The 21959-nt window shown below is 41.4% G+C and carries 18 protein-coding genes, 2 tRNA genes and 1 pseudogene; 10 read left to right on the top strand and 11 right to left on the bottom strand.

Annotated elements, in window-relative coordinates:
* The first annotated feature begins 15 nt into the window (after positions 1-15).
* The 6 genes from lpoB to HYN51_RS05555 all read left to right on the top strand — a co-directional run bounded on the left by lpoB (position 16) and on the right by HYN51_RS05555 (position 5560).
* Positions 16-633: a penicillin-binding protein activator LpoB gene (gene lpoB / locus HYN51_RS05580; protein ID WP_230514025.1), complete on the top strand. Its 618-nt coding sequence runs from the start codon at positions 16-18 to the stop codon at positions 631-633.
* A gap of 79 nt (positions 634-712) precedes the next feature.
* Positions 713-2092, top strand: coding sequence for a hypothetical protein (locus HYN51_RS05575; protein WP_108901922.1), 1380 nt, complete (start codon positions 713-715; stop codon positions 2090-2092).
* A gap of 357 nt (positions 2093-2449) precedes the next feature.
* Positions 2450-3604 (top strand): iron-containing alcohol dehydrogenase, encoded by a 1155-nt coding sequence (locus HYN51_RS05570; RefSeq protein WP_108901921.1) that lies wholly within the window; start codon positions 2450-2452, stop codon positions 3602-3604.
* 211 nt (positions 3605-3815) lie between these two features.
* Positions 3816-4028 (top strand): transcription modulator YdgT, encoded by a 213-nt coding sequence (gene ydgT / locus HYN51_RS05565; RefSeq protein WP_047781396.1) that lies wholly within the window; start codon positions 3816-3818, stop codon positions 4026-4028.
* A 768-nt stretch (positions 4029-4796) separates the two neighbouring features.
* The gene (locus tag HYN51_RS05560) at positions 4797-5351 is read left to right on the top strand and encodes a DUF3828 domain-containing protein (RefSeq protein WP_108901920.1); all 555 of its coding nucleotides are present in this window, start codon (positions 4797-4799) and stop codon (positions 5349-5351) included.
* 133 nt (positions 5352-5484) lie between these two features.
* Positions 5485-5560: transfer RNA gene (locus HYN51_RS05555), tRNA-Asn, on the top strand.
* 246 nt (positions 5561-5806) lie between these two features.
* On the opposite strand, the gene HYN51_RS05550 is transcribed toward HYN51_RS05555, so the two are convergent.
* From HYN51_RS05550 to HYN51_RS05520, 7 genes and pseudogenes are all read right to left on the bottom strand, one after another.
* On the bottom strand, positions 5807-6187 hold the full coding sequence (locus tag HYN51_RS05550) for a cupin domain-containing protein (protein ID WP_108901919.1): 381 nt from the start codon (positions 6185-6187) through the stop codon (positions 5807-5809).
* Between the two features lie 302 nt (positions 6188-6489).
* On the bottom strand, positions 6490-6585 hold the full coding sequence (locus HYN51_RS16790) for an IS3 family transposase (RefSeq protein ID WP_407936344.1): 96 nt from the start codon (positions 6583-6585) through the stop codon (positions 6490-6492).
* Between the two features lie 174 nt (positions 6586-6759).
* Positions 6760-7152, bottom strand: coding sequence for a DDE-type integrase/transposase/recombinase (locus HYN51_RS05540; protein ID WP_108901917.1), 393 nt, complete (start codon positions 7150-7152; stop codon positions 6760-6762).
* A gap of 241 nt (positions 7153-7393) precedes the next feature.
* The gene (locus HYN51_RS16785; RefSeq protein WP_407936343.1) at positions 7394-7588 is read right to left on the bottom strand and encodes a transposase; all 195 of its coding nucleotides are present in this window, start codon (positions 7586-7588) and stop codon (positions 7394-7396) included.
* Positions 7589-7719: 131 nt separating this feature from the next.
* The gene (locus tag HYN51_RS05530) at positions 7720-8985 is read right to left on the bottom strand and encodes an MFS transporter (RefSeq protein ID WP_108901915.1); all 1266 of its coding nucleotides are present in this window, start codon (positions 8983-8985) and stop codon (positions 7720-7722) included.
* 103 nt (positions 8986-9088) lie between these two features.
* Positions 9089-10059, bottom strand: a pseudogene (locus HYN51_RS05525) (sugar phosphate isomerase/epimerase family protein).
* Between the two features lie 8 nt (positions 10060-10067).
* Entirely contained in the window at positions 10068-10775 is a 708-nt protein-coding gene (locus HYN51_RS05520) for a GntR family transcriptional regulator (RefSeq protein WP_108901914.1), read from the bottom strand.
* Positions 10776-11404: 629 nt separating this feature from the next.
* Here HYN51_RS05520 and HYN51_RS05515 point away from each other — a divergent pair.
* Both HYN51_RS05515 and ptsG read left to right on the top strand, forming a co-directional pair.
* Positions 11405-11480 (top strand) — tRNA-Asn (locus tag HYN51_RS05515).
* Between the two features lie 1027 nt (positions 11481-12507).
* The gene (gene ptsG, locus HYN51_RS05510; RefSeq protein ID WP_108901913.1) at positions 12508-13968 is read left to right on the top strand and encodes a PTS glucose transporter subunit IIBC; all 1461 of its coding nucleotides are present in this window, start codon (positions 12508-12510) and stop codon (positions 13966-13968) included.
* A 107-nt stretch (positions 13969-14075) separates the two neighbouring features.
* Here ptsG and HYN51_RS05505 read toward each other — a convergent pair whose 3' ends face one another.
* The 3 genes from HYN51_RS05505 to gndA all read right to left on the bottom strand — a co-directional run bounded on the left by HYN51_RS05505 (position 14076) and on the right by gndA (position 16719).
* Positions 14076-14384 carry a colicin V synthesis protein gene (locus HYN51_RS05505; RefSeq protein WP_108901912.1) on the bottom strand — a complete coding sequence of 103 codons (309 nt, stop codon included), beginning with the start codon at positions 14382-14384 and terminating at the stop codon, positions 14076-14078.
* A gap of 406 nt (positions 14385-14790) precedes the next feature.
* Positions 14791-15105 (bottom strand): PTS system regulator TmaR, encoded by a 315-nt coding sequence (tmaR, locus tag HYN51_RS05500; protein WP_108901911.1) that lies wholly within the window; start codon positions 15103-15105, stop codon positions 14791-14793.
* A gap of 207 nt (positions 15106-15312) precedes the next feature.
* A complete protein-coding gene (gene gndA / locus HYN51_RS05495) occupies positions 15313-16719 on the bottom strand; it encodes an NADP-dependent phosphogluconate dehydrogenase (RefSeq protein ID WP_108901910.1) in 1407 nt (468 codons plus the stop codon).
* Positions 16720-17093: 374 nt separating this feature from the next.
* On the opposite strand from gndA, the gene HYN51_RS05490 reads away from it, so the two are divergent.
* Positions 17094-18674 (top strand): TerC family protein, encoded by a 1581-nt coding sequence (locus HYN51_RS05490; protein WP_108901909.1) that lies wholly within the window; start codon positions 17094-17096, stop codon positions 18672-18674.
* 144 nt (positions 18675-18818) lie between these two features.
* Positions 18819-20012, top strand: coding sequence for an IS4 family transposase (locus HYN51_RS05485; RefSeq protein ID WP_108899754.1), 1194 nt, complete (start codon positions 18819-18821; stop codon positions 20010-20012).
* A 51-nt stretch (positions 20013-20063) separates the two neighbouring features.
* On the opposite strand, the gene asmA is transcribed toward HYN51_RS05485, so the two are convergent.
* Positions 20064-21932: an outer membrane assembly protein AsmA gene (gene asmA, locus HYN51_RS05480; protein WP_108901908.1), complete on the bottom strand. Its 1869-nt coding sequence runs from the start codon at positions 21930-21932 to the stop codon at positions 20064-20066.
* Positions 21933-21959 lie beyond the last annotated feature (27 nt).

The raw sequence follows: 21959 nt of genomic DNA, 5'->3' as shown, positions 1-21959 counted from the left end.
GTATTGAGAACTTTCATGATGAAAATTTTAAACAAAAAAACGCTGCTTGCCGCGGCTGTTGCTTTCTCACTGGTTGGTTGTGCAGAACAAGCCACATATTATGTTGACAGCAAAAATGACAGCGTTGCTGTTATGGGGCTAGATTACAAAGACTTTGAAATGGCTGCGACGAATATGGTTGATGACATGTTGAGTTCTGACCTGTTGGTTCATCCTCAGGGTGGTCGCTATGTATTAACCGTAACCGACATTGTCAACGATACCGATCAGCGTATTGATACCGATCAGTTAACCAAGAAAATTCGTATCAGCCTGTTAAATTCGGGTCGTTTCGTGGTCACCACGGCGATTAACGCTAACGGCCCAGAAGATGAAATGACGCGCAAAGTTCGTGAACTGCGTAAGTCAAAAATGGTTAACCAAAAAACCGTAAAGAAAGATGGACGAGTTATCGCTCCTGACTTCTCATTAACCGGTAAGATCATTCAACAAAATCAACGTGTAAACTCTAGCACTCAACAAGTGGAATACTACTTCCAGCTAACCCTGACCAATCTGGATGATGGTTTAGCCTATTGGGAAAAAGAGTACCCAATCATCAAACGTGGCGATAATCGCTCTGTTAGTTGGTAATAATTACCTCGCGTAATGTTATGAGTTTATTCGAACTACAAACATTACATAACCTACTTAATCCATTAGGGATGCTCGAATGAAAAAATGGATCCTGGTACTTGTCGCTTTCTTCGTGTTTTCATCTGCCGCTTATGCAAAAATTGAAACCGTTGAGGCACAAGGATACGGTGAAACCTACGAAAAAGCAGTTGATGCCGCGCTGGCCGATGCCGTTCGTCAGGTTAATGGAATAACCGTTTCAACACAGTCAGAACGTGCTGGTAACTATGTTCGCATCAATGATAAAAATGACACTAATGGTGATGTTAAAGAGACCAGCGTTCAGGACAATCAAAACAAAGATGATTCTTTTCTAAGTAATAAGAAAGGTAACAGTACTTATACTGAAAATATCAACATTAATGCTGCCGCAGATAGTCACCGTGATATTACCGTCAATGCGGGTCAGAGCGCACAAATCAATACTCAAAGTGCGGGTATCGTTAAAGGATATAAAATAAAAAACCGCGATTGCGATGCCAAAGGCTGTACCGTTGCCTTGACCGTTGAAGTAGAGAACGTTGCGCGTAAAACCTCTCAGGCCTCTTCTCAGCGTGACCGTTTGGCCATCATTACTACGGGTAACCGTAACCGCTCTGCCTTCGCAAATACTCTTCGTCAGGAAATCACCGATCGCATCGTGCAGTCACAACGTTTTACCGTGCTAGATCGTAGTGCGACCAATGAGAAAGCATTCGCTCAAGAAGAGAAAATGCTGGAAGGCCGCTCAGATAATGCTACCAGTGTAGAGCAAGCTGCCCTGCTCGCTGACTATATTCTGGTCATCAATGTGACTGAAGCCGGCGTAAAAACCACCACAAAAGTCACCAGCATTGATTTAACCGGCGAGTTTGATGTTAGCAGTTCCCACAGAACCAAAGTGACCGTACGCTATTCGTTACTGGAAGCGGCGACTCATGGTATTCAGTGGTCTGATTCCAGCGTCTTCGAACAAGGTGGCAAATATATTGAAACTGCCCGCAAACAGATCAGCGATGTTATTGCCGACAAGATTGTCAATAAACTGACGCCGGCTAAAGTTGTTGCTGTGACTAACGGTCAGGTAGTGATCAATCGTGGTGAAGCTATGGTCTATGACGGCGATCGTTTTGATATTTATTCTCAAGGTGAGCAACTAATTGATCCGGATACCGGAGAAGTACTGGGTGCAACTGAAGAGAAAGTCGCCACCATTCTGATCACCTCGATTAAAGATAAAATCTCTTACGGTATTGTCGAAAGCGGTAAGATCGATACCATAGAGAAAGGTGCCGTTGCCCGTTTGACAGCGCCATTACCCAGTGGAAACAGAACTCCCGCAGCTAAAAAAGTGACCGCAGCAAAATCCAAAGCAAAAACCAAGCCAGCGGTTAACAACCAGCGCCTAGGTGATTCGGGCGGCATATTTTTGAAATAATGTACCGGCAGCAAAGTTCTTCATCTATAGCCAACCTTAGGGTTGGCTATTTTTTATGCCAACGTCTATCTACAGGTTTCAATCAACGCTTTATCTCTCCATCCCGGCGTTTATTTACACATTAATAACAATATAATCTGCTAGGATTTACCATTCGTATTAGTGGTAATATATTATTCATTTTGCGAAAAATAGAATTCCCCGTGAATACGGGGAAAAATTACTATTTATATCTGACCTCTCTAAATAACTTAGAAACCTCAATTCATGTTAATTTATTATTTCATGCGTTTTTTCTGTTGAATGTCCCAATATTGATTAACATATCACTGACAACAACAATGAATGGTGCTGAATATGTTTAACTTCGATTATTACAACCCAACTCGCATTATGTTTGGTACAGAGCGTATAAAAGATCTCGGTGCACAACTACCTGAAGATGCCAAAGTGCTGATCGCCTATGGTGGCGGAAGTGCTAAAAGATTTGGCACCATTGATGAAGTGATCCAATCGCTGGGAAAACGAGAGTACATTGAGTTTGGGGGTATCGAACCCAATCCTCACTACGACACATTAATGAAAGCGGTTGAAATTGTTAAAGCGGAAAAAATAGATTACTTGATTGCTGTTGGTGGCGGCTCTGTCATCGATGGTACGAAATTTATTGCCGCAGCAGTCTATTTTGAAGATGACGCTTGGGAAACATGGATTAGTAACGCACCATTAAAGCAAGCATTACCGATTGGTTGTGTATTAACCCTTCCCGCCACCGGATCAGAGATGAATGGCACCGCCGTAATTAGTAATACGGCTCTCAATGCTAAATTAAGCCATAAACATCCCCTACTCTTCCCACGCTTTGCCATTCTTGATCCCAGAAAATCTTACACTCTCCCAACCAAGCAATTGGCCAATGGTGTTGTCGATGCTTTTGTTCACATTGCCGAACAATATCTGACTTATCCCGTATATGGCAAAGTTCAGGATCGCTATGCCGAAGGGCTAATGCTAACCTTAGTTGAAGAAGGCCCTAAGGCATTAAAAGATCCAGAAAACTACGACGTCAGAGCAGTCATCATGTGGAGTGCTACTCAAGCACTTAATGGCCTAATTGGGGTTGGTGTGCCACAAGATTGGGCCTCACACCGTATAGGATACTATTTTACCATTCACTATGGGCTCGATCACGCTCAGACATTATCGATTCTCCTCCCTGCTGTATTAGAAGTGCAGAAAGAAAATAAGCGGTTGAAACTACTACAATATGCAGAAAGAGTATGGCAACTCACTGAAGGAACAGAAGAAAAACGGATAAATAGTGCGATTACACTTACACGCCAATTTTTTGAAAATATGGGACTACCTACCTATCTTAGCGCTTATGGGATACCTGAATCAGCAATTGAGGAAGCAATTAACTATTTAAAAAGATTTAATTTATTACCTCTGGGAGAGCGTAAAGATATCTCAGTAATAGAAGCCCGAAAGATTTTGAGTTTAAGTTACTAGCATTTATCGGCAGAGAATAATTATATTATTATAAACGCTTGTTCATTTTCTGCCGACATACTATTATATATGCGTCTACGGGACGATGCCGTCGATACTCTAGTATTATATTATTCACCAAGCAGTTTATCACCTAACGTAACGTTTACTTATGCTAGTTTGGCTCGCTTGGGCTACCATTCAATTTAGTCTGCAATAAAAGTAAAATATAATGAGCGATATTGATTATTTAATGATGTTCCGAAAATGTTCTAATCACGATAGCTTAGAGCGCCTTTATGATAAATTAAATTATTCTTTAGTGGATAATAATATATTAGCTAATATGTATCGTGCTGCCGATCATCGTCGTGCAGAATTAGTGGCTGGTAAACTATTTGACTTAGGTAAAGTGCCTAAAACTATTTGGTCTCAAGTCAAATAATTTGTTTTATAAATTAAGAATTGCTATTCGTTATTTACCTTAATTTGGCTTGCCATGCCTAAAACTGGTTACCGCTTAAGTAAGCTTATTTACACTTACAAATTATCTATTTCAGTAAATCCTATAATGACTTAGCGTTAGCTATCTATGTAAGATAGCTAATCGGCTACCCGTAAAATCTCTTCATTAGTCTATTTTGGTATATATTTATGACGGCATAAGTCATATATAAAATGCAATATATAAGAATACGTGTGAAAATACGATGTAACTCGTTTTATTTAAAATAATATATTCACTATAATAAGAAATTATGTACAGATAAGGCATAATACAAAGAAATATATCATTTCCCAAATGAAATTCCCCAACACTTAATTTTAATCATGAAATAACTATCCACATTATTAGGTAACAATACCATTATTATATAGTCGTCTCATATGAATGCTATGCAGTCTCCACGACTACCTTTAAATAATAAATTTATATCTATCAAAGCTAAGCAATGCTTCAATAGATAGCATTTCGAAAAACAACACACTATATTCCGCTCATAACATTATTGTCTTTCACGACATTTTCCATCATCACTCGCGATAAGAAACGTCCGCATTGAGCCACTTTCTATTATCTCAATATTCATGCCACACTTACCCGAGCATAGCTAATATCATCCAAATAAAGCTCTTCTATACTTATTGCTGAAGCCACCAACTCGGACATCTTTCAATCAGCAAACATTGCAACCACAATGGAGAGGTATAAATGAAATATTGGTTATCAATAATATGCAGTGTGTTAATCACTTTTGCGTTAACCGGGTGTGTAGTAACAGAAACAACCGTCAGCCATCACTACGGCTCTAACGACCCTGCAATGACGGCACAAAAATTTTATAGTCAGTACTTTATTAGTGGCAGCGTTGGCCTTCCAACTGATACTCAACTTGCCACATTCAAGCCTTATATAAGTACAAATCTCTACCAATTGCTGGAAGAGGCAAAAAAACGCCAGCATGAAGAAATAAGACAGCACCCTAACGAAAAACCATCACTGGTCGATGGTGATCTTTTCTCTAGTCTGTTCGAAGGGCCAACCTCTGTTGATATACCCTCTATTCCCGTGTTACCCAGTGCGAATAGCGTGACTTTGCAGGCTAATTTTACCCGCTCAGAACAAGGGCAATCGATTCTTCACTGGACTGATGAAATCAAAATGGTTAAACAGAATGAAAGTTGGGTTATTGATGATCTGGTATATAAAGGCAACTGGGAATTTGCGGCTAAAAGTACATTGAAAAAAGCGTTATCAGGCAAATGATCGAATGAAATATTCCGTCATTTTGTCTAACATCGCGTCAATTTGTTCAGTTGATGAACATTCAAATTGAAGATGGTAATTTAGCGTTGACAGCCTGAATAGAGATGGATATGATTCGCCCCGTTCAAACGATTCCTCTGTAGTTCAGTCGGTAGAACGGCGGACTGTTAATCCGTATGTCACTGGTTCAAGTCCAGTCAGAGGAGCCATATCATCGTTTTAGGTAGTCTGGATGCGTCTAGGTAAAGCCTGAAATAAAAAATATAGCTAGTTATTGATAGCCTCTCTTAGATAGACATACAGAGAGGCTTTTTTTATGTCTAAAGAGTTTGAATTGAGATCTGTTTCCTGTTTAGAAGTCTTTAGCTAGTTCAGCAGCAAGTGGTTTCAGATTTTTAGAGCCTATAATTCAAATTGTGTAATTGCCTGTCTCCGTTATGACTACGTGACTTAAACTATTCACCCTGCCAATAATCAACACTATCGTTGAGCCTGGCAATGGACTGAAATCCTTGAACATTCCCTTTGTCATCTACACCAAACTCAGCCATGACACTGTATTTTCCTGAGTCTGGATATTCAACAGCATCAGTTGCGATTTGTGTACTTAGGGCTAAATAACGTAACTCGTGTTCACTATTATTGATAATTTGATGAACCGTATTTTGTCCACCTGCAGTACAAGCGATAACATCATCACTTTTAATGCTGTAAATATTCTCACCGATTCTAACCTCACCACATCCCTCAATAACAATAAAAACCTCTTCATTAACATGATAATTGTGAAATGGAAAGCAGCGCATTCCAGGCGCTAAAGATGTAAGTACACCCATTTTAGGACCTAGTACTTTTTGAGATTTCCGGGTTTTTAACCGTCAGCCTGTATTCTTCCGGTGTCCTGATTTTGTGATCCACTACACCGTTCGTCCGGCTTCAACGGATTTAAGAACGGCGATTATCTGGTGCTCTGTGAATCGGATTTTACGCATGGTGATCTCCTCTGGGGATATAATCAGTATGTCAGAAGATCTCTAAAAGTGAATGGCTCGTTTTGATGGGGTACTTACAATCTCAGGGGACATAATCAATATGTCAGAAGATCTCTAAAAGTGAATGGGGCGTTTTGGTGGGGTACTTACCAATGCTTGCGACGGCGATTGTAGAACACTTCAATATAATCGAATATTGAATTCATTGCCGCGGCTCGGGTAACAAATGCTTTTCCCTGCATTAGCTCTATTTTTAACATGTGGTAAAAGCTCTCCATCACCGCATTATCATAGCAACAGCCCTTGCCACTCATTGAGCAGATAAAACCCTATTTCCCTAACGCTTTTTGATAGTTGTGGCTAGCATATTGGCTACCTCTATCTGAATGAATTATCACTTTTTCACCCGCTTGCCGCTATTTTACCGCCATGTTCAGCGCATCAATAATTAAGGGCGTTTTTAAACGCGGGCTTAAGCTCCAGCCAATGATTTTTCGACTGAATAGGTCAAGTACCGTGGCTAAATACAACCAGCCTTCGTCCGTTTTTATGTACGTGATATCGGGTATCCAGGCAATATTTGTCGCTATGGGGTTGAAGTCACGGTCTAATAAATTAGGTGCAATGCCGTGATTATGTCGGCTATTGGTTGTCACTTTATAGCGGGGCTGATTAGCGGCTTTCAAACCAGCCAGTTTCATTAGTCGACTAAGCCGTGTCTTGCCATGAAAACACGGCGCATCCTTTAAATCACTTTGTAAGCGACGGATACCATAGCTTCCACGGCTGTTTTGGTGCAACTGAGTCATTCTTGCAATAAGAAAACCATCTAATTGCTTGCGGGTACAAGGTGCCCGCCCACACTATGCCCAATAACCACGGGCGCTGATATTCAGCAGCCGACAAAGACGATTAACAGAATGGAAAGCCGATAATTGAGTGACCATGGCATATTTCAACGGCTTTCCCGCGCAAAAAATGCCGCTGTTTTTTTTAGGATATTTTTATCCTCCTCTAGTTCAGCGATTTTCGCCTTTAGACGACGAATTTCTAATTCTTGCTCAGACAGTTGAAGTGAATTAGGAAAGGCAGAATCAGGCTTATCCTGATACAATTTTTCCAGTTATAGAGTGTATTTTCTTTGATATCAATATCTTGATCCATACGAGCAACAAATTTATCGCTTTCAAGTAGTAATGCAACGGCTCTGCGCTTAAATTCAGGAGTATAAAGTTGTCTTGTCATCATGTAATAACTTCGTTTTCGCTGATTGATTTGAAAACAAGGTAGGTATTAAATCAAGGACAGATCACTTCTGTTATTACTTAATATTTTATTGGCGCACCCTCACTGGGTACGCCAAGATGAAAGTTTTATTATGCGGATTGCAATGAGGTAGATTGCTTATCCTGGCGAATACTCTTGATGAGCATAGCCGAAATACAGATTCCCATACAGGCAAACACAGCCATCAAACCAAAGACAATTTGGTAACCAAGAAGTCCTGGGTAACCATCTAATATATAACCATATAGACTGTAGCAAAACATTGCCGGTGCATAACCAATAAAGCTACCAAGCGCCATCGCTGCCCCAGTATTTTTCTCGCTAATTCCCGCCTCACCGATAGGTGCAAAGAATACTGCCCGCTGAGTAAATACTACCGCTCCGAATACCAACGTACACACCATACCTAAATAAACAGACATATGCTCATGAGGTAAAATAATCAATACAACTAATAAAACAACACTAATAATAAATGTATAAAAGAGGTACTTACTTGGTGATTTCAAAACATTATCTGCAATCAAACCACCGATCGGGCCACCAACCATTTTCAAACAATATTGGTTAATAATTCCATACGCTCCTACCAACGCAATAGGCAGAGCATACACATTGCTTAAGAATGGAATAAAGAAGGTTAGTCCACAATAAACGGCATAAACACAGAAGACACTAAAGGCAATTAACCAAACCGTCTTGTTTTTTAATACACCTCCTAATCCTGGTTTCTCAGCCTTCTTCTTTTCTTCCTGCTTGGCCAGTTCTGCTTCTTCAACATTCCCTTTCATGGCAAAAAATAAAATGATGCCCACTATTATGGCAATTGAAGAATAAAACAAAATACCCGCTTTAAACCCTAAATATCCGCCACCAAACCATGCGAAAACCCCTAAAGCACTGAAGGCAACAACGGTATCTACGACTCCTCGCCCGGTTTCAAAAAAACCAAATAACCGGCCTTGTTGAGTTTTGTCCCCTAACAGACTGACCGATTTAAGCAATACTGGCCAGTTCAACATGTCGCAGGTAACACCAAACAATGCCCAAACAAAAAGGATTCCCCAATAGCCTGGCATCGTAGATAAATATACGCCTAATAACCCTGTCGTAATCAATGATACAGACATAGTAAAACGACGAGGCAAACGGTCAGAAAAATAAATAGATAAAAAGAAACCGATGGTCGTCACTATGGAGTTAACTGACATCGCATTCCCAATTTCACCATTGGTAAGATTAAAATACTCTTGCATCGGGACATAAAACGCATCCTTTAATGAAGGCAGTTTATAAATAGTACCCCCACATAAAACAAGCAGACTAAATATGGTCCATTTCTTTTTTGTTAGCATAGTTCCCCCCACCATTAGATATAATGGTGTTACTTAAATTTTTAAATAATGGAATCACCCCAGATTAAATAGGATGTATCACCCTGATGTATTAAATCTTTATTTAATTAAGAACAGTTAATGCATCCTGTTTTAATTCATTAATAATATTATGCACATAATTTATTTGGTTTAATGCATCCTTTAATTCTTTAACCAATCTTATATCTAGCTCTTCTTCAGGAAGTGGGGTTTCACTCATTTCTCGCCATGGTATCCATGGGTTATTACCTTCACCGTCAAAGCGGAATGGTGGGGCATAATAATCGACTTCTTCCTCGAGCCCATATGCCATAACCTGAGGTTCATTCTCACCTAAACAAATGAGTTGTAAGAGTAATTCTTTAAATGGCAAATCACCTTGTCCAGAAATACAGGCTTTATGCCCTAACCCATTAGTTTCATGTGTAATCAGCGCATCTTTAATATGTACTTGTGTTATTTGTGTTGCCATTTCAGCTAATGCGAACAGCGGCTCTTCATTTGCATTGATCATATTTGCAAAATCAAACAATAGAGAAAGCTGAGGGAAATCGGCATCTGAAACTAAACTAACTAATTCGTGACTTTTCAGATCTTCATGTTGTTCTAGTGTAAAAGTGAGGCCACTATGTTGGTAGTTTGCTTTAATATATTGAATATCCTGTGCAATTTTCGCCAACACCTCATCCAAATACCCCTCATAACGTGGGTAAAACCTCACAGAGGAAGCGCCGGATTTATTTGCAATGGCTACAGCATGATCAATTGATTTAGCATCAGAAGAACTGGTTTCGATATGAACATCAAGTCCTAACCTGCGAGCTTTATCGCCAAAATGGTTCAACTGTTCATCACTCGCACAACCCAAAGATTGACTCTCACCATCAAGAACGTGGATTTTCACCCCCTTCAATTGTTGTTGGCTGGCAATATCCAATAAATCTTCAGGTAATATTTTTCCATTCTCATATTTAAATGAAATGCATAAGCATGTAAATACAGTGGAATATCTTGTACACGCTGAAGAATTTTTGTAGCTTGTAAACGATTCATAAAGCTCCTTATAAGTCGATAAAAAATTCTACGGACTCAAAACGCCAATACTCTATATCGATCTGAACAACTCTATTTGTTTCATCTGCACGATATTTTTTTACACGAATAGAAGGAGTTCCCGCGGTTCCCCCCATCCCTTTATCAGCCCCGCTTAAAAAACGACTAGGTTTAAATTCCAAATGCTGAGTATGCGTAAATTTTTCGTAGGTTTTTTCCCATACTTCAGCAAATGAATGCTCACCCAACACATCAATAAAACCTGGAGCAATCTGTGCGTTGATAAATGTTTCATGGTAAAAAACTTTATGATTATCCAACGCTCCCCAACCACAAATTTTGTAAACCTCATGCCCCTCTTCAACACCAAGCAGAAACAAAATCTCAGGGGCTGCTGTACGAGTGCATTCTTTTTCCAGATAACCCCAAGACGGCAATCGCCCTTGTTCAACCGCCGCTTGCTTGAAGCTAGTAGAGGCGTTAGGGCTGTAATTGAATCGAGGGAGCGCAACAAACCAACCCCGTCGATCTTTACGAAAGATTTTCGATTCACCTTCCAAATAAAGTAATGCCTGACGCAAAGTCATGCGCTTTATTCCCAGCAACTCCTCAAGTTCTCTCTCAGAAGGCAACTTACTTCCAGGCGATACGTTGCCAGTGTTCAGCCAATCATTAAGCTTGTGTTTCGCAAATTCTACAGTTGAATTACTTTCCATGAATTAACCCAATTGGTTTAAACCAGATTGAAGGTGACGTTACAGTGAGTTAGAAGAGATGACAATGGATGCTTCACTGATTACTACTCAATTGTGATTAAAATCACAAAAAATATGGATATTGCCAATATCGGAGACATAAAAATTCATGAGGGAAATAGGCTCACGTCTTCATTGACTGTTCATGTTGATTATCTTGCAGCAATCCGCACAATCACAAAACTCGCGGCGTAGACTAAAACATACTGTGTGAGCCCGTGTAGTCTGCCACTTATAAAACACGCCAAATTTATTGGGTAATAAATAAGAGAGGCTGAAAAATCCAGACCCAAAATCATCAATGGTGACCTAAACACCTAATGCACATATTCGCCCCCGTTGTTCACTAACAATAGCCCCCTTTTCAAGCAAAATGGTGTCGGCAGGGATCTATCAATACCCAGCAACCTTTAAGTAGGCAAGATTAAAACTGTTATCGTTAATTACATGAACAACAATTGAACTAATTGACTAAAACAGAAGCAATTACCTGACATTTTGCGTGAAGTATAATCAAACGCGCTATTTTCCCATGTTGAGCGGTTGACACCGTTAGTAATGGCAGATATCATTCGCCCTGTTCACACGATTCCTCTGTAGTTCAGTCGGTAGAACGGCGGACTGTTAATCCGTATGTCACTGGTTCAAGTCCAGTCAGAGGAGCCATATTTAGAGAAGCCCGCTTTTTAGCGGGCTTTTTGTTTTTCAGAATTCAATTAAATACGTATCACAATAATACCGCATTGATGTATTGAGTCGTGCTGGTTACCAATGAAAAAGCCCTGACTAGTGTTAGCCAGGGCTTTAGGGTAAAACAAATTGTGAGTTAAACATTAATACTTCAACAAATCATTACTACTAAAAACTAGATGTACACGTTTTACATAAGAGAAAAATTAAGTATTTATAGCTAAAAATCCCTCCGATTTATTGACCGAAACACTATAATTTTCTGCACATTTAAACCATCAAGTTAGTTTGCTTTATTGGGTTTAACTAACTTCAGTACACCACCTACGCAACAGGTTCTCAATTCATCATCAGTCTGAAACTGTCACGCGCCCTTTCGTTCCCAGTACGCGATGATACTCTAAATTTCGTGACCCGACTTCTGCCGCAATGACAACTATTGATACCCGAATCGCGGCTTCTTCTCATTAACGTGCGTTAACTTCGAGGCCTTTATCGCGTTTTTTAGACAAAACACCGACGCTACAAAATCACCCGAAAGATTGATTGCGCCTGCGTTACGGACCAATCTAACCCTTTACGTGCACTTGTCAATACTGTTTTTTTATACATATGAAATTATCTTTTTTTCACAATAAAATCAATTAGCTAGCAACTCTTGATTGGGGCGTTCTTTATTCATTCATTTTTTAACGGATAAACGTTATTTCTACCCTATTTTTTCTAACAAATAAATTCGCAGCAACTATACTTATCCATACTCTATTTATGACATATCGATCTCATTTTTATATAAATTTTATGGGGTTAAAAAGATAATTAAATAATTTATAATTACTGGGTTATGTTCGGTATTTACACAATTTTAAGAAATTGTGACAACTATCACCTTATGTCTCAGGTATTTATTTTACGCTATGAAATAAATACCCTAAGCTGAATTTCAGACCCATTGTTCTTAATCCGTCCTGACTAAAACAGACGTTATCCCGGAGCTCTTTCCATGTTTAAAAATCTCTTTGCAAATTTGCAAAAAGTCGGTAAAGCACTGATGTTACCAGTATCAGTGTTACCTATTGCCGGTATTTTACTCGGTGTAGGTGCCGCTGACTTTAGCTGGTTACCAACCATTGTTTCTAAAGTTATGCAGCAAGCTGGTGGTTCGATCTTTGAACAAATGCCTCTGCTATTTGCTGTTGGTGTAGCACTTGGCTTTACCAATAACGACGGTGTTGCTGGTCTAGCATCTATCGTTGGATATGGTGTTATGGCCGCAACACTGAACGTGATGGCCGAAGTGCTGGGCGTTGCCAAAATCGATACCGGCGTATTAGGTGGTATTTTGGTTGGCGGTCTGGCGGGTTATCTATTCAACCGCTTCTATCGCATCCAGTTGCCTGACTATTTAGGTTTCTTTGCCGGCAAACGCTTTGTTCCTATTATTACTGGCTTCATCTGTATTGCACTGGGGATTGTGCTTTCATTTATTTGGCCTCCAATTGGTAATGCCATCAGTTCATTCTCACAGTGGGCTGCTTATCAAAACCCGGCTTTAGCCTTCGGTATTTATGGTGTAGTTGAACGTTCATTAATTCCTTTTGGTTTACACCATATATGGAACGTTCCTTTCTTCTATGAAGCAGGCCAAGCTTGTGTCATTGATAGCAAGATTGTCACTACTATCGCCAGCGAAGCTGCATGTAAAGCTGAAAATGGCCGCTGGATCACCGGTGAAATCCAACGCTACCTTTTAGGGGATAAAACTGCGGGTAATATGGCCGGTGGCTACCTGTTTAAAATGTGGGGCCTACCTGCTGCTGCGATTGCCATGTGGCATACTGCTAAACCAGAAAACCGCGCTAAAGTAGGTGGAATCATGGTCTCTGCGGCCCTGACCTCATTCCTGACGGGTATTACTGAACCAATCGAGTTTGCTTTCCTGTTCGTTGCTCCGGTTCTGTATGTTATCCATGCGCTGTTAGCAGGTTTAGCTTATGTCATTACTATCCTGTTAGGTGTTAAGCACGGTATGACCTTCTCTCACGGTGCTATCGACTTCACTCTGTTCTATCACCTGTCTACCAAAGGTTGGATGTTCTTTATCCTTGGCCCTCTATACGCCCTGTTCTACTATGTCGTTTTCCGCTTTGCAATCATCAAGCTGAATCTGAAAACCCCAGGTCGTGAAGAAGATTCCGCAACCGAAATGACCAGTGGTAGCAGTACCGACATGGCTCGTGAACTGGTTGCCGCATTTGGTGGTAAAGGTAACATCACTAACTTAGATGCTTGTATTACTCGTCTACGCGTTGGCGTAGCTGATGTCACACAGGTAGATCAGGATAAGTTGAAAAGTTTAGGTGCTGCCGGTGTCGTAGTTGCAGGTTCAGGTATTCAGGCTATCTTTGGAACCAAATCTGACAATCTGAAGAGTGATATGGATGAATACATCCGTAATCACTAGTCATAGTTTTCTGTCTTGAATATTAAAAGCCATCGATTATAACGATGGCTTTTAATTACAAAAAACAGAGAGTTCTGCTCTCTGTTGAATATAAATTAAGACTCAAATTATTTATAGCTGGTATAAGCGTCGATATATTCTTTAGCGAGTTGGTTAATTTCATCCTTACCTAAAATCATTCCACCTAGAAATGCAAGAGAACCAATGGCACCGCCCATGAATGCCCCCGCAAGTGAACCAATAACACCAACACCCAGAATACCGCCGCCAGCCTCACCACCTACTTTAGCCCCACCGAGAAAGCCGATCATACTACCTTGGCCAAAACCAGACAGAGCTCCTTCCATCGAATCACTCAAATTTGCGGCCCAACCACCATTAACAATAACCATTTCACTACAGTTCAACTCGCGCATTTATATTCCTCTAACTTATGTTTAATTTGATATTTAATTATAACAGTCGTCATATGACCCAATATGATTTCCTGCCGAGGATATCATCACTATATTATTTTCTTTAGCTTCATTTATTATATTTACTAGCCAACCAAATCATTAAAATTCATTACTTATTAATCATAAGATTTATTTTAATCAATATTTAATAAATACGTAAATATACCTACGCGCACATCTAATTAATCGATAGAATAACAGGAAACATTATCTCATTAATAATTAATGAATTTTTTCAAAAATGAAATTCAAAATATTATTAGCTTAATTAATGAGTTAACTGGGACAGAGACGCTAGATATATCGAGGGATTTCTTGGCGGGTTAACATCAGCCAACCTTAAAGGCTGGCTGATATTATTTTTTTATTTAACGTCTGATTTCGCTTTCATTTTCTGTGAAATATCACGACGTTCTTTAGACAATTCTGCATTTTTGATAATGTACTCATCCACGCGTTCTTCATAATCGCTCTTCATATTGGCAATAATAGCTTGGATATCCTCAATACTCATTCCAGGCTTGATATACTCACCCAAGTTTTCCAGCAACAATACACGTTTCTGGTTATCGCGGATCTTCTTCTCATTATCCACAATTTCACGCTTCAGTTTGTTTTTACGGCGGGACAGGCGTACGTACTCCAGAACATTTTGAAATGAAGGTTTAGCGTTTTCCATCATAGTACCCTTACTTAATAAATAAACAGTTTTGAATAATATAAGCTGTCTACGATAGTACGGAAGTCGGACGCGATCTGCTACTGAAAAGATAATTTTCTACATTATTACAGTATCAATAAAAACTGCACCCTGACTTATTGGATATCCAACGTTTGGGATGCAGTTCAACGATGCCAAATTTTTATCTTATTATTGAAGAAGGGATTATTCCATCCACTCAGTATGGAATACGCCCTCTTTGTCAGTGCGTTTGTAAGTATGTGCACCAAAGTAGTCACGCTGTGCCTGAATCAGGTTAGCGGGTAATACCGCCGCACGGTAACTATCATAGTAAGCAATGGCAGCAGACAGGGTTGGCGTTGGAATACCATGTTGTACCGCATAGGCTACAACATCACGCAGAGATTGCTGATACTCATCGGCTGTTTTCTTAAAGTAGCTGGCCAGCAGCAGGTTGGCAATCTTGCCATTCTCAGCATAGGCATCAGTAATTTTCTGCAGAAACTGAGCGCGAATGATACAACCGGCACGGAAAATCTTAGCGATTTCCCCATAATTCAGATCCCAGTTATATTCATCAGAGGCTGATTTCAGTTGAGCAAAGCCCTGAGCATAAGAGACGATTTTACCCAAATAGAGCGCGCGGCGAACTTTCTCAACAAACTCCGCTTTATCACCGCTAAACACCTGAGCTTTTGGTCCACTTAATACTTTAGATGCCGCAACACGCTCATCTTTTAGTGCAGAGAGGAAGCGGGCAAATACCGATTCAGTAATCAGAGATAATGGAACGCCAAGGTCGAGGGAGCTCTGGCTAGTCCATTTACCGGTACCTTTTTGTGCCGCTTCATCCAAAATAACGTCGACCAGATAATTACCCTCTTCATCTTTCTTACGGAAGATATCTGCGGTAATTTCGACCAAATAGCTGTCCAACTCGCCTTTATTCCACTCGGTAAAGGTTTCTGCCAATTCAGCATTCGACAAACCCACCGCTTGCTTCAACAGAGAGTAAGCTTCTGCTATCAATTGCATATCGCCATACTCAATGCCGTTATGCACCATTTTGACATAGTGACCAGCACCGTCTGAACCGATATAGGTGATGCAAGGCTCACCGTTAGCTCTGGCAGCAATTTTTTCCAGAATTGGCGCGACCAACTCATACGCTTCTTTTTGTCCACCCGGCATAATTGAAGGCCCTTTCAATGCGCCCTCTTCACCGCCGGACACGCCAGTGCCAATAAAGTTGAAGCCTTCTGCAGATAACTCTTTATTACGACGGATGGTATCTTTGTAATAGGTGTTACCGCCATCAATCAGTATGTCGCCTTTAGCCAGATAAGGCTTCAGTGATTCAATGGTTTTATCCGTTGCTTCACCCGCTTTCACCATTAATAAAATACGACGGGGAGTTTCTAGTGAGTTAACAAACTCTTCAACGCTATAACAAGGAACCAGTTTTTTACCCGGATTCTCAGCAATAACCTCATCAGTTTTATCGCCGGAGCGGTTAAAAACAGAAACGGAATAACCGCGACTTTCAATATTCAACGCCAAATTGCGGCCCATAACCGCCATTCCAACGACACCAATTTGTTGTTTAGACATAAAAACTCCTGGCTGACCGGACAAATTCACCCGCTAAAATAACGACAAGTGAACAACTTATTCATAACAATTATGATACCCCAGCAAAGTTACAATTGGTACGACAGAAATTACTATCACAGAAATTGTTGGCGTAAATCTTATGACCATTAGTATTTCACTCGAATCCCTGTCTCACGGGCGATTCACACCTATTTTTTCTTGATAAAAAACAATCATTTTTATCCTAAAAAATAAGATGCCACTGTACACTTATCGACCGATTAACTTCTGCTATGATTTACAATGACATAAATTATTGTCGTCATCGCGTTTACACCATACAATTATTCAAGCAGCATGTGCTGTGTAACCTGAAGGTAACCACCTGACTTATGGAATGGATCGCTGATCCAACAATTTGGGCCGGCCTAGCAACGCTGGTTGTGCTCGAAATCGTTCTGGGTATTGATAACCTCATCTTCATAGCCATTCTGGCTGACAAGCTCCCTAAACATCAACGAGACCGCGCACGCGTTGTCGGTTTGGTTTTGGCGTTAGTTATGCGCCTAGGATTACTTGCCAGTATTTCTTGGCTCGCTACGCTAACTGCACCGCTATTCCACCTGCTTGAACATCCTTTTAGTGGACGTGACCTGATCATGTTGATCGGAGGTTTCTTCCTGCTGTTTAAAGCGACCATGGAATTGAATGAACAGTTAGAAGGGAAAGACCAAGACGATCAAACCCAGCAAAAAGGTGCCAAATTCTGGGCGGTTGTTACACAGATTGTGGTGCTGGATGCCGTATTCTCATTGGACTCCGTCATTACTGCCGTTGGTATGGTCGAGCATCTGGCCGTTATGATGCTTGCCGTCTGTATCGCAATGGGTCTGATGTTACTGGCCAGCAAGCCACTAACACGCTTTGTGAACGCACATCCAACCATTGTTATTTTGTGTCTCAGCTTCCTGTTAATGATTGGTTTCAGTCTGGTTGCAGACGGATTTGGCTTCCATATTCCGAAAGGTTATCTGTACGCCGCGATTGGTTTCTCTATTCTGATTGAAGTGTTTAATCAACTATCAATAGCCAACCGCCGTAAATATCTGTCATCCAGCCGCCCGTTACGCCAACGCACTGCAGAAGCTGTTTTGCGGATGTTGAGTGGAAAACATGAAGATGCCGAGCTGGATAACTATAGTGCAAATCTGATTGCCGATACCAAGGAAGATGACGGGCTGTTTAACCAACAAGAACGTCGTATGATTGAACGCGTGTTAGGCATGGCCCAGCGCTCTGTTGGCAGCATCATGACTTCTCGCCATGATATTGAGAACCTAGATTTAAGTGAGCCAGAAGCCATCATTCGTCAGTTGCTACACAAAAACCAACATACACGCATGGTGGTCACGGAAGATGGTTCTGTCGATGAGCCATTAGGTGTGGTTCATGTTAATGATTTGCTAAAACACCATTTGGAACATCCTGACTTAAATATCCGTGCGCTGATTAAACAGCCATTGATATTCCCGGAAACCGTATCGTTGCTGATGGCGTTAGAGCAATTCCGTAAAGCTAAAACACACTTTGCTTTTGTGGTTGATGAATTTGGTTCGGTGGAAGGTATTGTTACTCTGACTGACGTTATGGAAACCATTGCGGGTAATCTTCCGGTTGATGGTGAAAACATCGATGCTCGTCATGATATTCAACACGAGGCTGACGGCAGTTGGATTGCAAACGGTTATATGCCGCTAGACGATTTGGTGGTTTACATCCCAATCGAAATTGAAGAGAAGCGTGAATATCACACTTTAGCCGGTTTACTTATGGAGCATACTCAACGGATTCCGGGCGAAGGTGAGCAGGTAAGAATTGGTGAGTGGCTATACGAGCCTCTGGAAGTTAACAGCCACCGTATTCTGAAAGTTAGGATTACGTCGCTGGCAGAACCATCGCCAGAAGACGAGTAAGTTTAGCTGCCTACTCTGCAATAAATAATAAATGAAGAAGGCGCATATGCGCTGAGGAATCCCCAGTAATGAGCAGGTAAAAAAAGACAGGCATAGAGTTTTGTGATCTACTGATTGTGCTATCAATTCAATGAGATCACCTCTATGCCTGTTTACCAAGTATGTCAGAAGTTTTTCCGCGATGCTCTATCCCCATCTCACAAATACCGACAAAATGCTCTGCTGGATGCCACTATTGCCTTAATCAGCGGTGCATCACTGACGCTGACCAGTATTGGCCGTTATTTACCCGGTGCGGCTCAGGTCAAAAATAAAATCAAACGAGTTGACCGTCTGCTGGGTAATGAATCACTTCATCGTGATATCCCTCTTATTTTCAAAGGTATTATCACCATGCTGACCCAAAAATTATCGCTGTGTGTTATTGCGGTTGACTGGAGCGGTTATCCTTCTCAGCAATATCATGTGCTTCGTGCCAGTCTGCTTTGTGACGGACGTTCACTTCCCCTGTTAAGCTGGATTGTTTCCTCAGAAAAACAGCAGAACTCACAGATACAGAAAGCTTTCCTTGATGCCCTTGCCGGAGCCGTGAACCCAAAGGCCAGGGTTATTATCGTTACCGATGCAGGCTTCCAGAATGCATGGTTCCGGCATATCCAGTCACTCGGATGGGATTTTATCGGCCGTGTCAGAGGCAATATTCAGATGCGCCTAGACAGCAAAGGAGAATACTGGTTCAGGCGTCAGGAATTACAGGCCAGCAGCAAACCAGAATATCTGGGGCCGGGTACGCTTGCGCGGGCCGAATATGCCCGGTGTGACGGTCATTTTTACCTTCATAAAAAAGCGTCAAAAGGGAGGCACTACAAACGTTCCCGTTGCCGACCCACAAGGCTTTCACAGGTAAATGACGCCCGTAACGCAGCAAGAGAACCTTGGCTTATTTTCAGCAACACGAATGATTTTAAGCCACGTGAAATCATGAAGTTATACAGTCGTCGTATGCAGATAGAGCAGAACTTTCGGGATGAGAAAAGCGAACGCTTTGGGTTCGGCCTGCGAGCCAGTTACAGCCGTTCGGCGGGCAGAATGAGGGTACTGAGCCTGCTGGCAACACTGAGCACAATAGTGTTGTGGCTTATTGGTTATCACGCTGAAAATAGAGGGTTACATCTGAGATACCAGGCCAACAGTATTAAATCGCGGCGGGTAATTTCTTATCTGACATTAGCGGAGAATGTCTTGCGACACTCACCGCTAATTTTAAGACGAACAGTACTGAGCACTGTTCTTAATCATCTCGCCAAAACCTACCAGAGTATGGTGTTGGTTTATTAGCGCTGATTTTGTGGGGATCCCTCAGCGCATATGCGCCTTCTTTTTTCATCCTTATCTTACTTTGTCTAACAGCTTCTGAAGGTCTTTGCTCTCTTGCTTATCTTTATTCTTATCCATCCACTTATCGATAGCTTTACCCACTTCCCCTTTCAGTTGATCTTTCAGAATTTGTTCTACGTTCAACTGATAGTTCAGCTTGTTCCAAGGTCCATAAATGCGTAAAGGAATAACACTCTTTTGCAGCAGTGAGACAATTTCAGATTTGCCCTGCCAGCCTTGCATTACATTGATATTTAATCTCATATCGCAGGATTGATCCGGCAGATTCAATATTCCCGTTCCCGCTACTGTCAGGAACTCTGACGCGCCATTCATCCGCGTCACTTTAAGTTGTCCCTGATTGAAGACCGTATCAACCACCAGATTTTTCACTTCAGTATAACGCTCATAATGTTCCATACCCTTCACATCGCTATTGCTACGGGAAGCAGCTTGTTGAATTAACTGTTGAATATTTAATCCATGCAGGCGCGCCTGATTAATATTGACATGTGCATATCCTTGCCAACCTTTTTCAAAATCGTTGATATTGCTATTCACGTTATTGAAAGTACCCTGAGCAGTCATTGCCCCAGTTAAGGTTTGTGGATAATTCAGTGTTTTCAACAAATCTCCCAGTGCCACATCCTGTACCATTGGTTTGATGGTAATTTTCGGCATTGCAGAGGTTGCATCTATCGTTCCAGTGGCCTTGACAGAACCACCCGCGATGACTGCCTGTAGGGTATCAATCACTGCATTCCCCTGTTGATTACTTCCCTTCATCACGACAGCGCTGGCTGGAACACCGTGATAAACCAGATTGTTAATTTCGAGATCCAGTTGAGCATTAAATGATTGTAGAAAGGTTAAATCAGGCTGAATGACCAATCCATTGGCAGAAGAAGTAACAGGCGCAGGCGTTTCTTTGGCACTGGCGGTTTCACCTTCTTCACGACTACCGTTGGTCACCGCCGGAGGGAAGAGCTGATCCAAATTCAGCGTATCCGCCTTCACCGTCAAGGCATAAACTGGTGTGTCATCCAGTGAGGCTGAGATATCCGCAGTAACGTGATTACCATTAAAGGTTAACGCCAACGGGGATATCTTCATACTCTGCGGTGAGCTAAGGTAAGCCAGATTAAAATTACCATTACCCTGAATACCGCCCACCGGAATATCGGCACCCTGTAACTGATAATCAAGGTTGTTGACCGCGAGTTCTAAGCCTTGTGGAAAGTGATTCAGATTTAACCCACCGTCCAGAGAAAAGCTTAACTCTCGCTGATCGCGATTGATACGTGCCTTCGCGCTAATATCGGCCTTACGGGCATCGGTGCGGGTCAATGTCAGATTGATATCCCGTATATTGATAATATCGTTTTCACTGTGCTGCCAAACCAGCAGGCTATCTGCTATTTTCACCTTACTCAGTTCCAGAGACCAGTCTGACGCCGTTGATTCCGCGGGAGATTTAGCAGAATGAGTACCTGCCGGAGCAATCGGCGCATTCTGTGATTTTTGACTTTGAGTTTCCGGAATTAATTGAATAACGCCGCCTTTTAAAACCACGTTCTTAACAATTAACTGGTGAGACAATAGTGGGAACAGTTCAACATCCAGACGAACATTCTCTGCACCAATTATCGGTTGAGAAGCGCCGGGTGCCGTCAGGCTCATTTGCCCAGTCAGAATACTTAACTGAGGCCAGACATGCCAACGCAGGTCACCTTCAATTTTTAGCTGATAGCCGGTTTTATCCTCGACGTTTTTCACCATGTAATCACGAAAATCATTCGGATTAATCAAAAGAATCAGCGCTGTCATTCCGGCAACTACTACCACCAGAATGATCGCCAATGTGGTCAAGAATCGTCTCATGGAATACTGTCCCCAACGGTTAGCACG

This window comes from Limnobaculum parvum, from assembly GCF_003096015.2.
GTDB lineage: Bacteria > Pseudomonadota > Gammaproteobacteria > Enterobacterales > Enterobacteriaceae > Limnobaculum > Limnobaculum parvum.
Note: the sequence above shows the minus strand (reverse complement) of the source record. Positions and strands in the feature narration are given on the sequence as shown.

Bases quoted from the DNA above. Each gene is read 5' to 3' on its own strand.
- HYN51_RS05520 (WP_108901914.1), bottom strand. From the start codon at position 10,775: ATGGAAAGTAATTCAACTGTAGAATTTGCGAAACACAAGCTTAATGAT.
- HYN51_RS05490 (WP_108901909.1), top strand. From the start codon at position 17,094: ATGGAATGGATCGCTGATCCAACAATTTGGGCCGGCCTAGCAACGCTG.
- HYN51_RS05575 (WP_108901922.1), top strand. From the start codon at position 713: ATGAAAAAATGGATCCTGGTACTTGTCGCTTTCTTCGTGTTTTCATCT.
- HYN51_RS05530 (WP_108901915.1), bottom strand. From the start codon at position 8,985: ATGCTAACAAAAAAGAAATGGACCATATTTAGTCTGCTTGTTTTATGT.
- HYN51_RS16790 (WP_407936344.1), bottom strand. From the start codon at position 6,585: ATGCAGGGAAAAGCATTTGTTACCCGAGCCGCGGCAATGAATTCAATA.
- HYN51_RS05505 (WP_108901912.1), bottom strand. From the start codon at position 14,384: ATGCGCGAGTTGAACTGTAGTGAAATGGTTATTGTTAATGGTGGTTGG.
- tmaR (WP_108901911.1), bottom strand. From the start codon at position 15,105: ATGGAAAACGCTAAACCTTCATTTCAAAATGTTCTGGAGTACGTACGC.
- HYN51_RS05485 (WP_108899754.1), top strand. From the start codon at position 18,819: ATGCCTGTTTACCAAGTATGTCAGAAGTTTTTCCGCGATGCTCTATCC.
- HYN51_RS05560 (WP_108901920.1), top strand. From the start codon at position 4,797: ATGAAATATTGGTTATCAATAATATGCAGTGTGTTAATCACTTTTGCG.
- lpoB (WP_230514025.1), top strand. From the start codon at position 16: ATGATGAAAATTTTAAACAAAAAAACGCTGCTTGCCGCGGCTGTTGCT.
- asmA (WP_108901908.1), bottom strand. From the start codon at position 21,932: ATGAGACGATTCTTGACCACATTGGCGATCATTCTGGTGGTAGTAGTT.
- ydgT (WP_047781396.1), top strand. From the start codon at position 3,816: ATGAGCGATATTGATTATTTAATGATGTTCCGAAAATGTTCTAATCAC.
- HYN51_RS16785 (WP_407936343.1), bottom strand. From the start codon at position 7,588: ATGACAAGACAACTTTATACTCCTGAATTTAAGCGCAGAGCCGTTGCA.
- HYN51_RS05540 (WP_108901917.1), bottom strand. From the start codon at position 7,152: ATGACTCAGTTGCACCAAAACAGCCGTGGAAGCTATGGTATCCGTCGC.
- ptsG (WP_108901913.1), top strand. From the start codon at position 12,508: ATGTTTAAAAATCTCTTTGCAAATTTGCAAAAAGTCGGTAAAGCACTG.
- HYN51_RS05570 (WP_108901921.1), top strand. From the start codon at position 2,450: ATGTTTAACTTCGATTATTACAACCCAACTCGCATTATGTTTGGTACA.
- HYN51_RS05550 (WP_108901919.1), bottom strand. From the start codon at position 6,187: ATGGGTGTACTTACATCTTTAGCGCCTGGAATGCGCTGCTTTCCATTT.
- gndA (WP_108901910.1), bottom strand. From the start codon at position 16,719: ATGTCTAAACAACAAATTGGTGTCGTTGGAATGGCGGTTATGGGCCGC.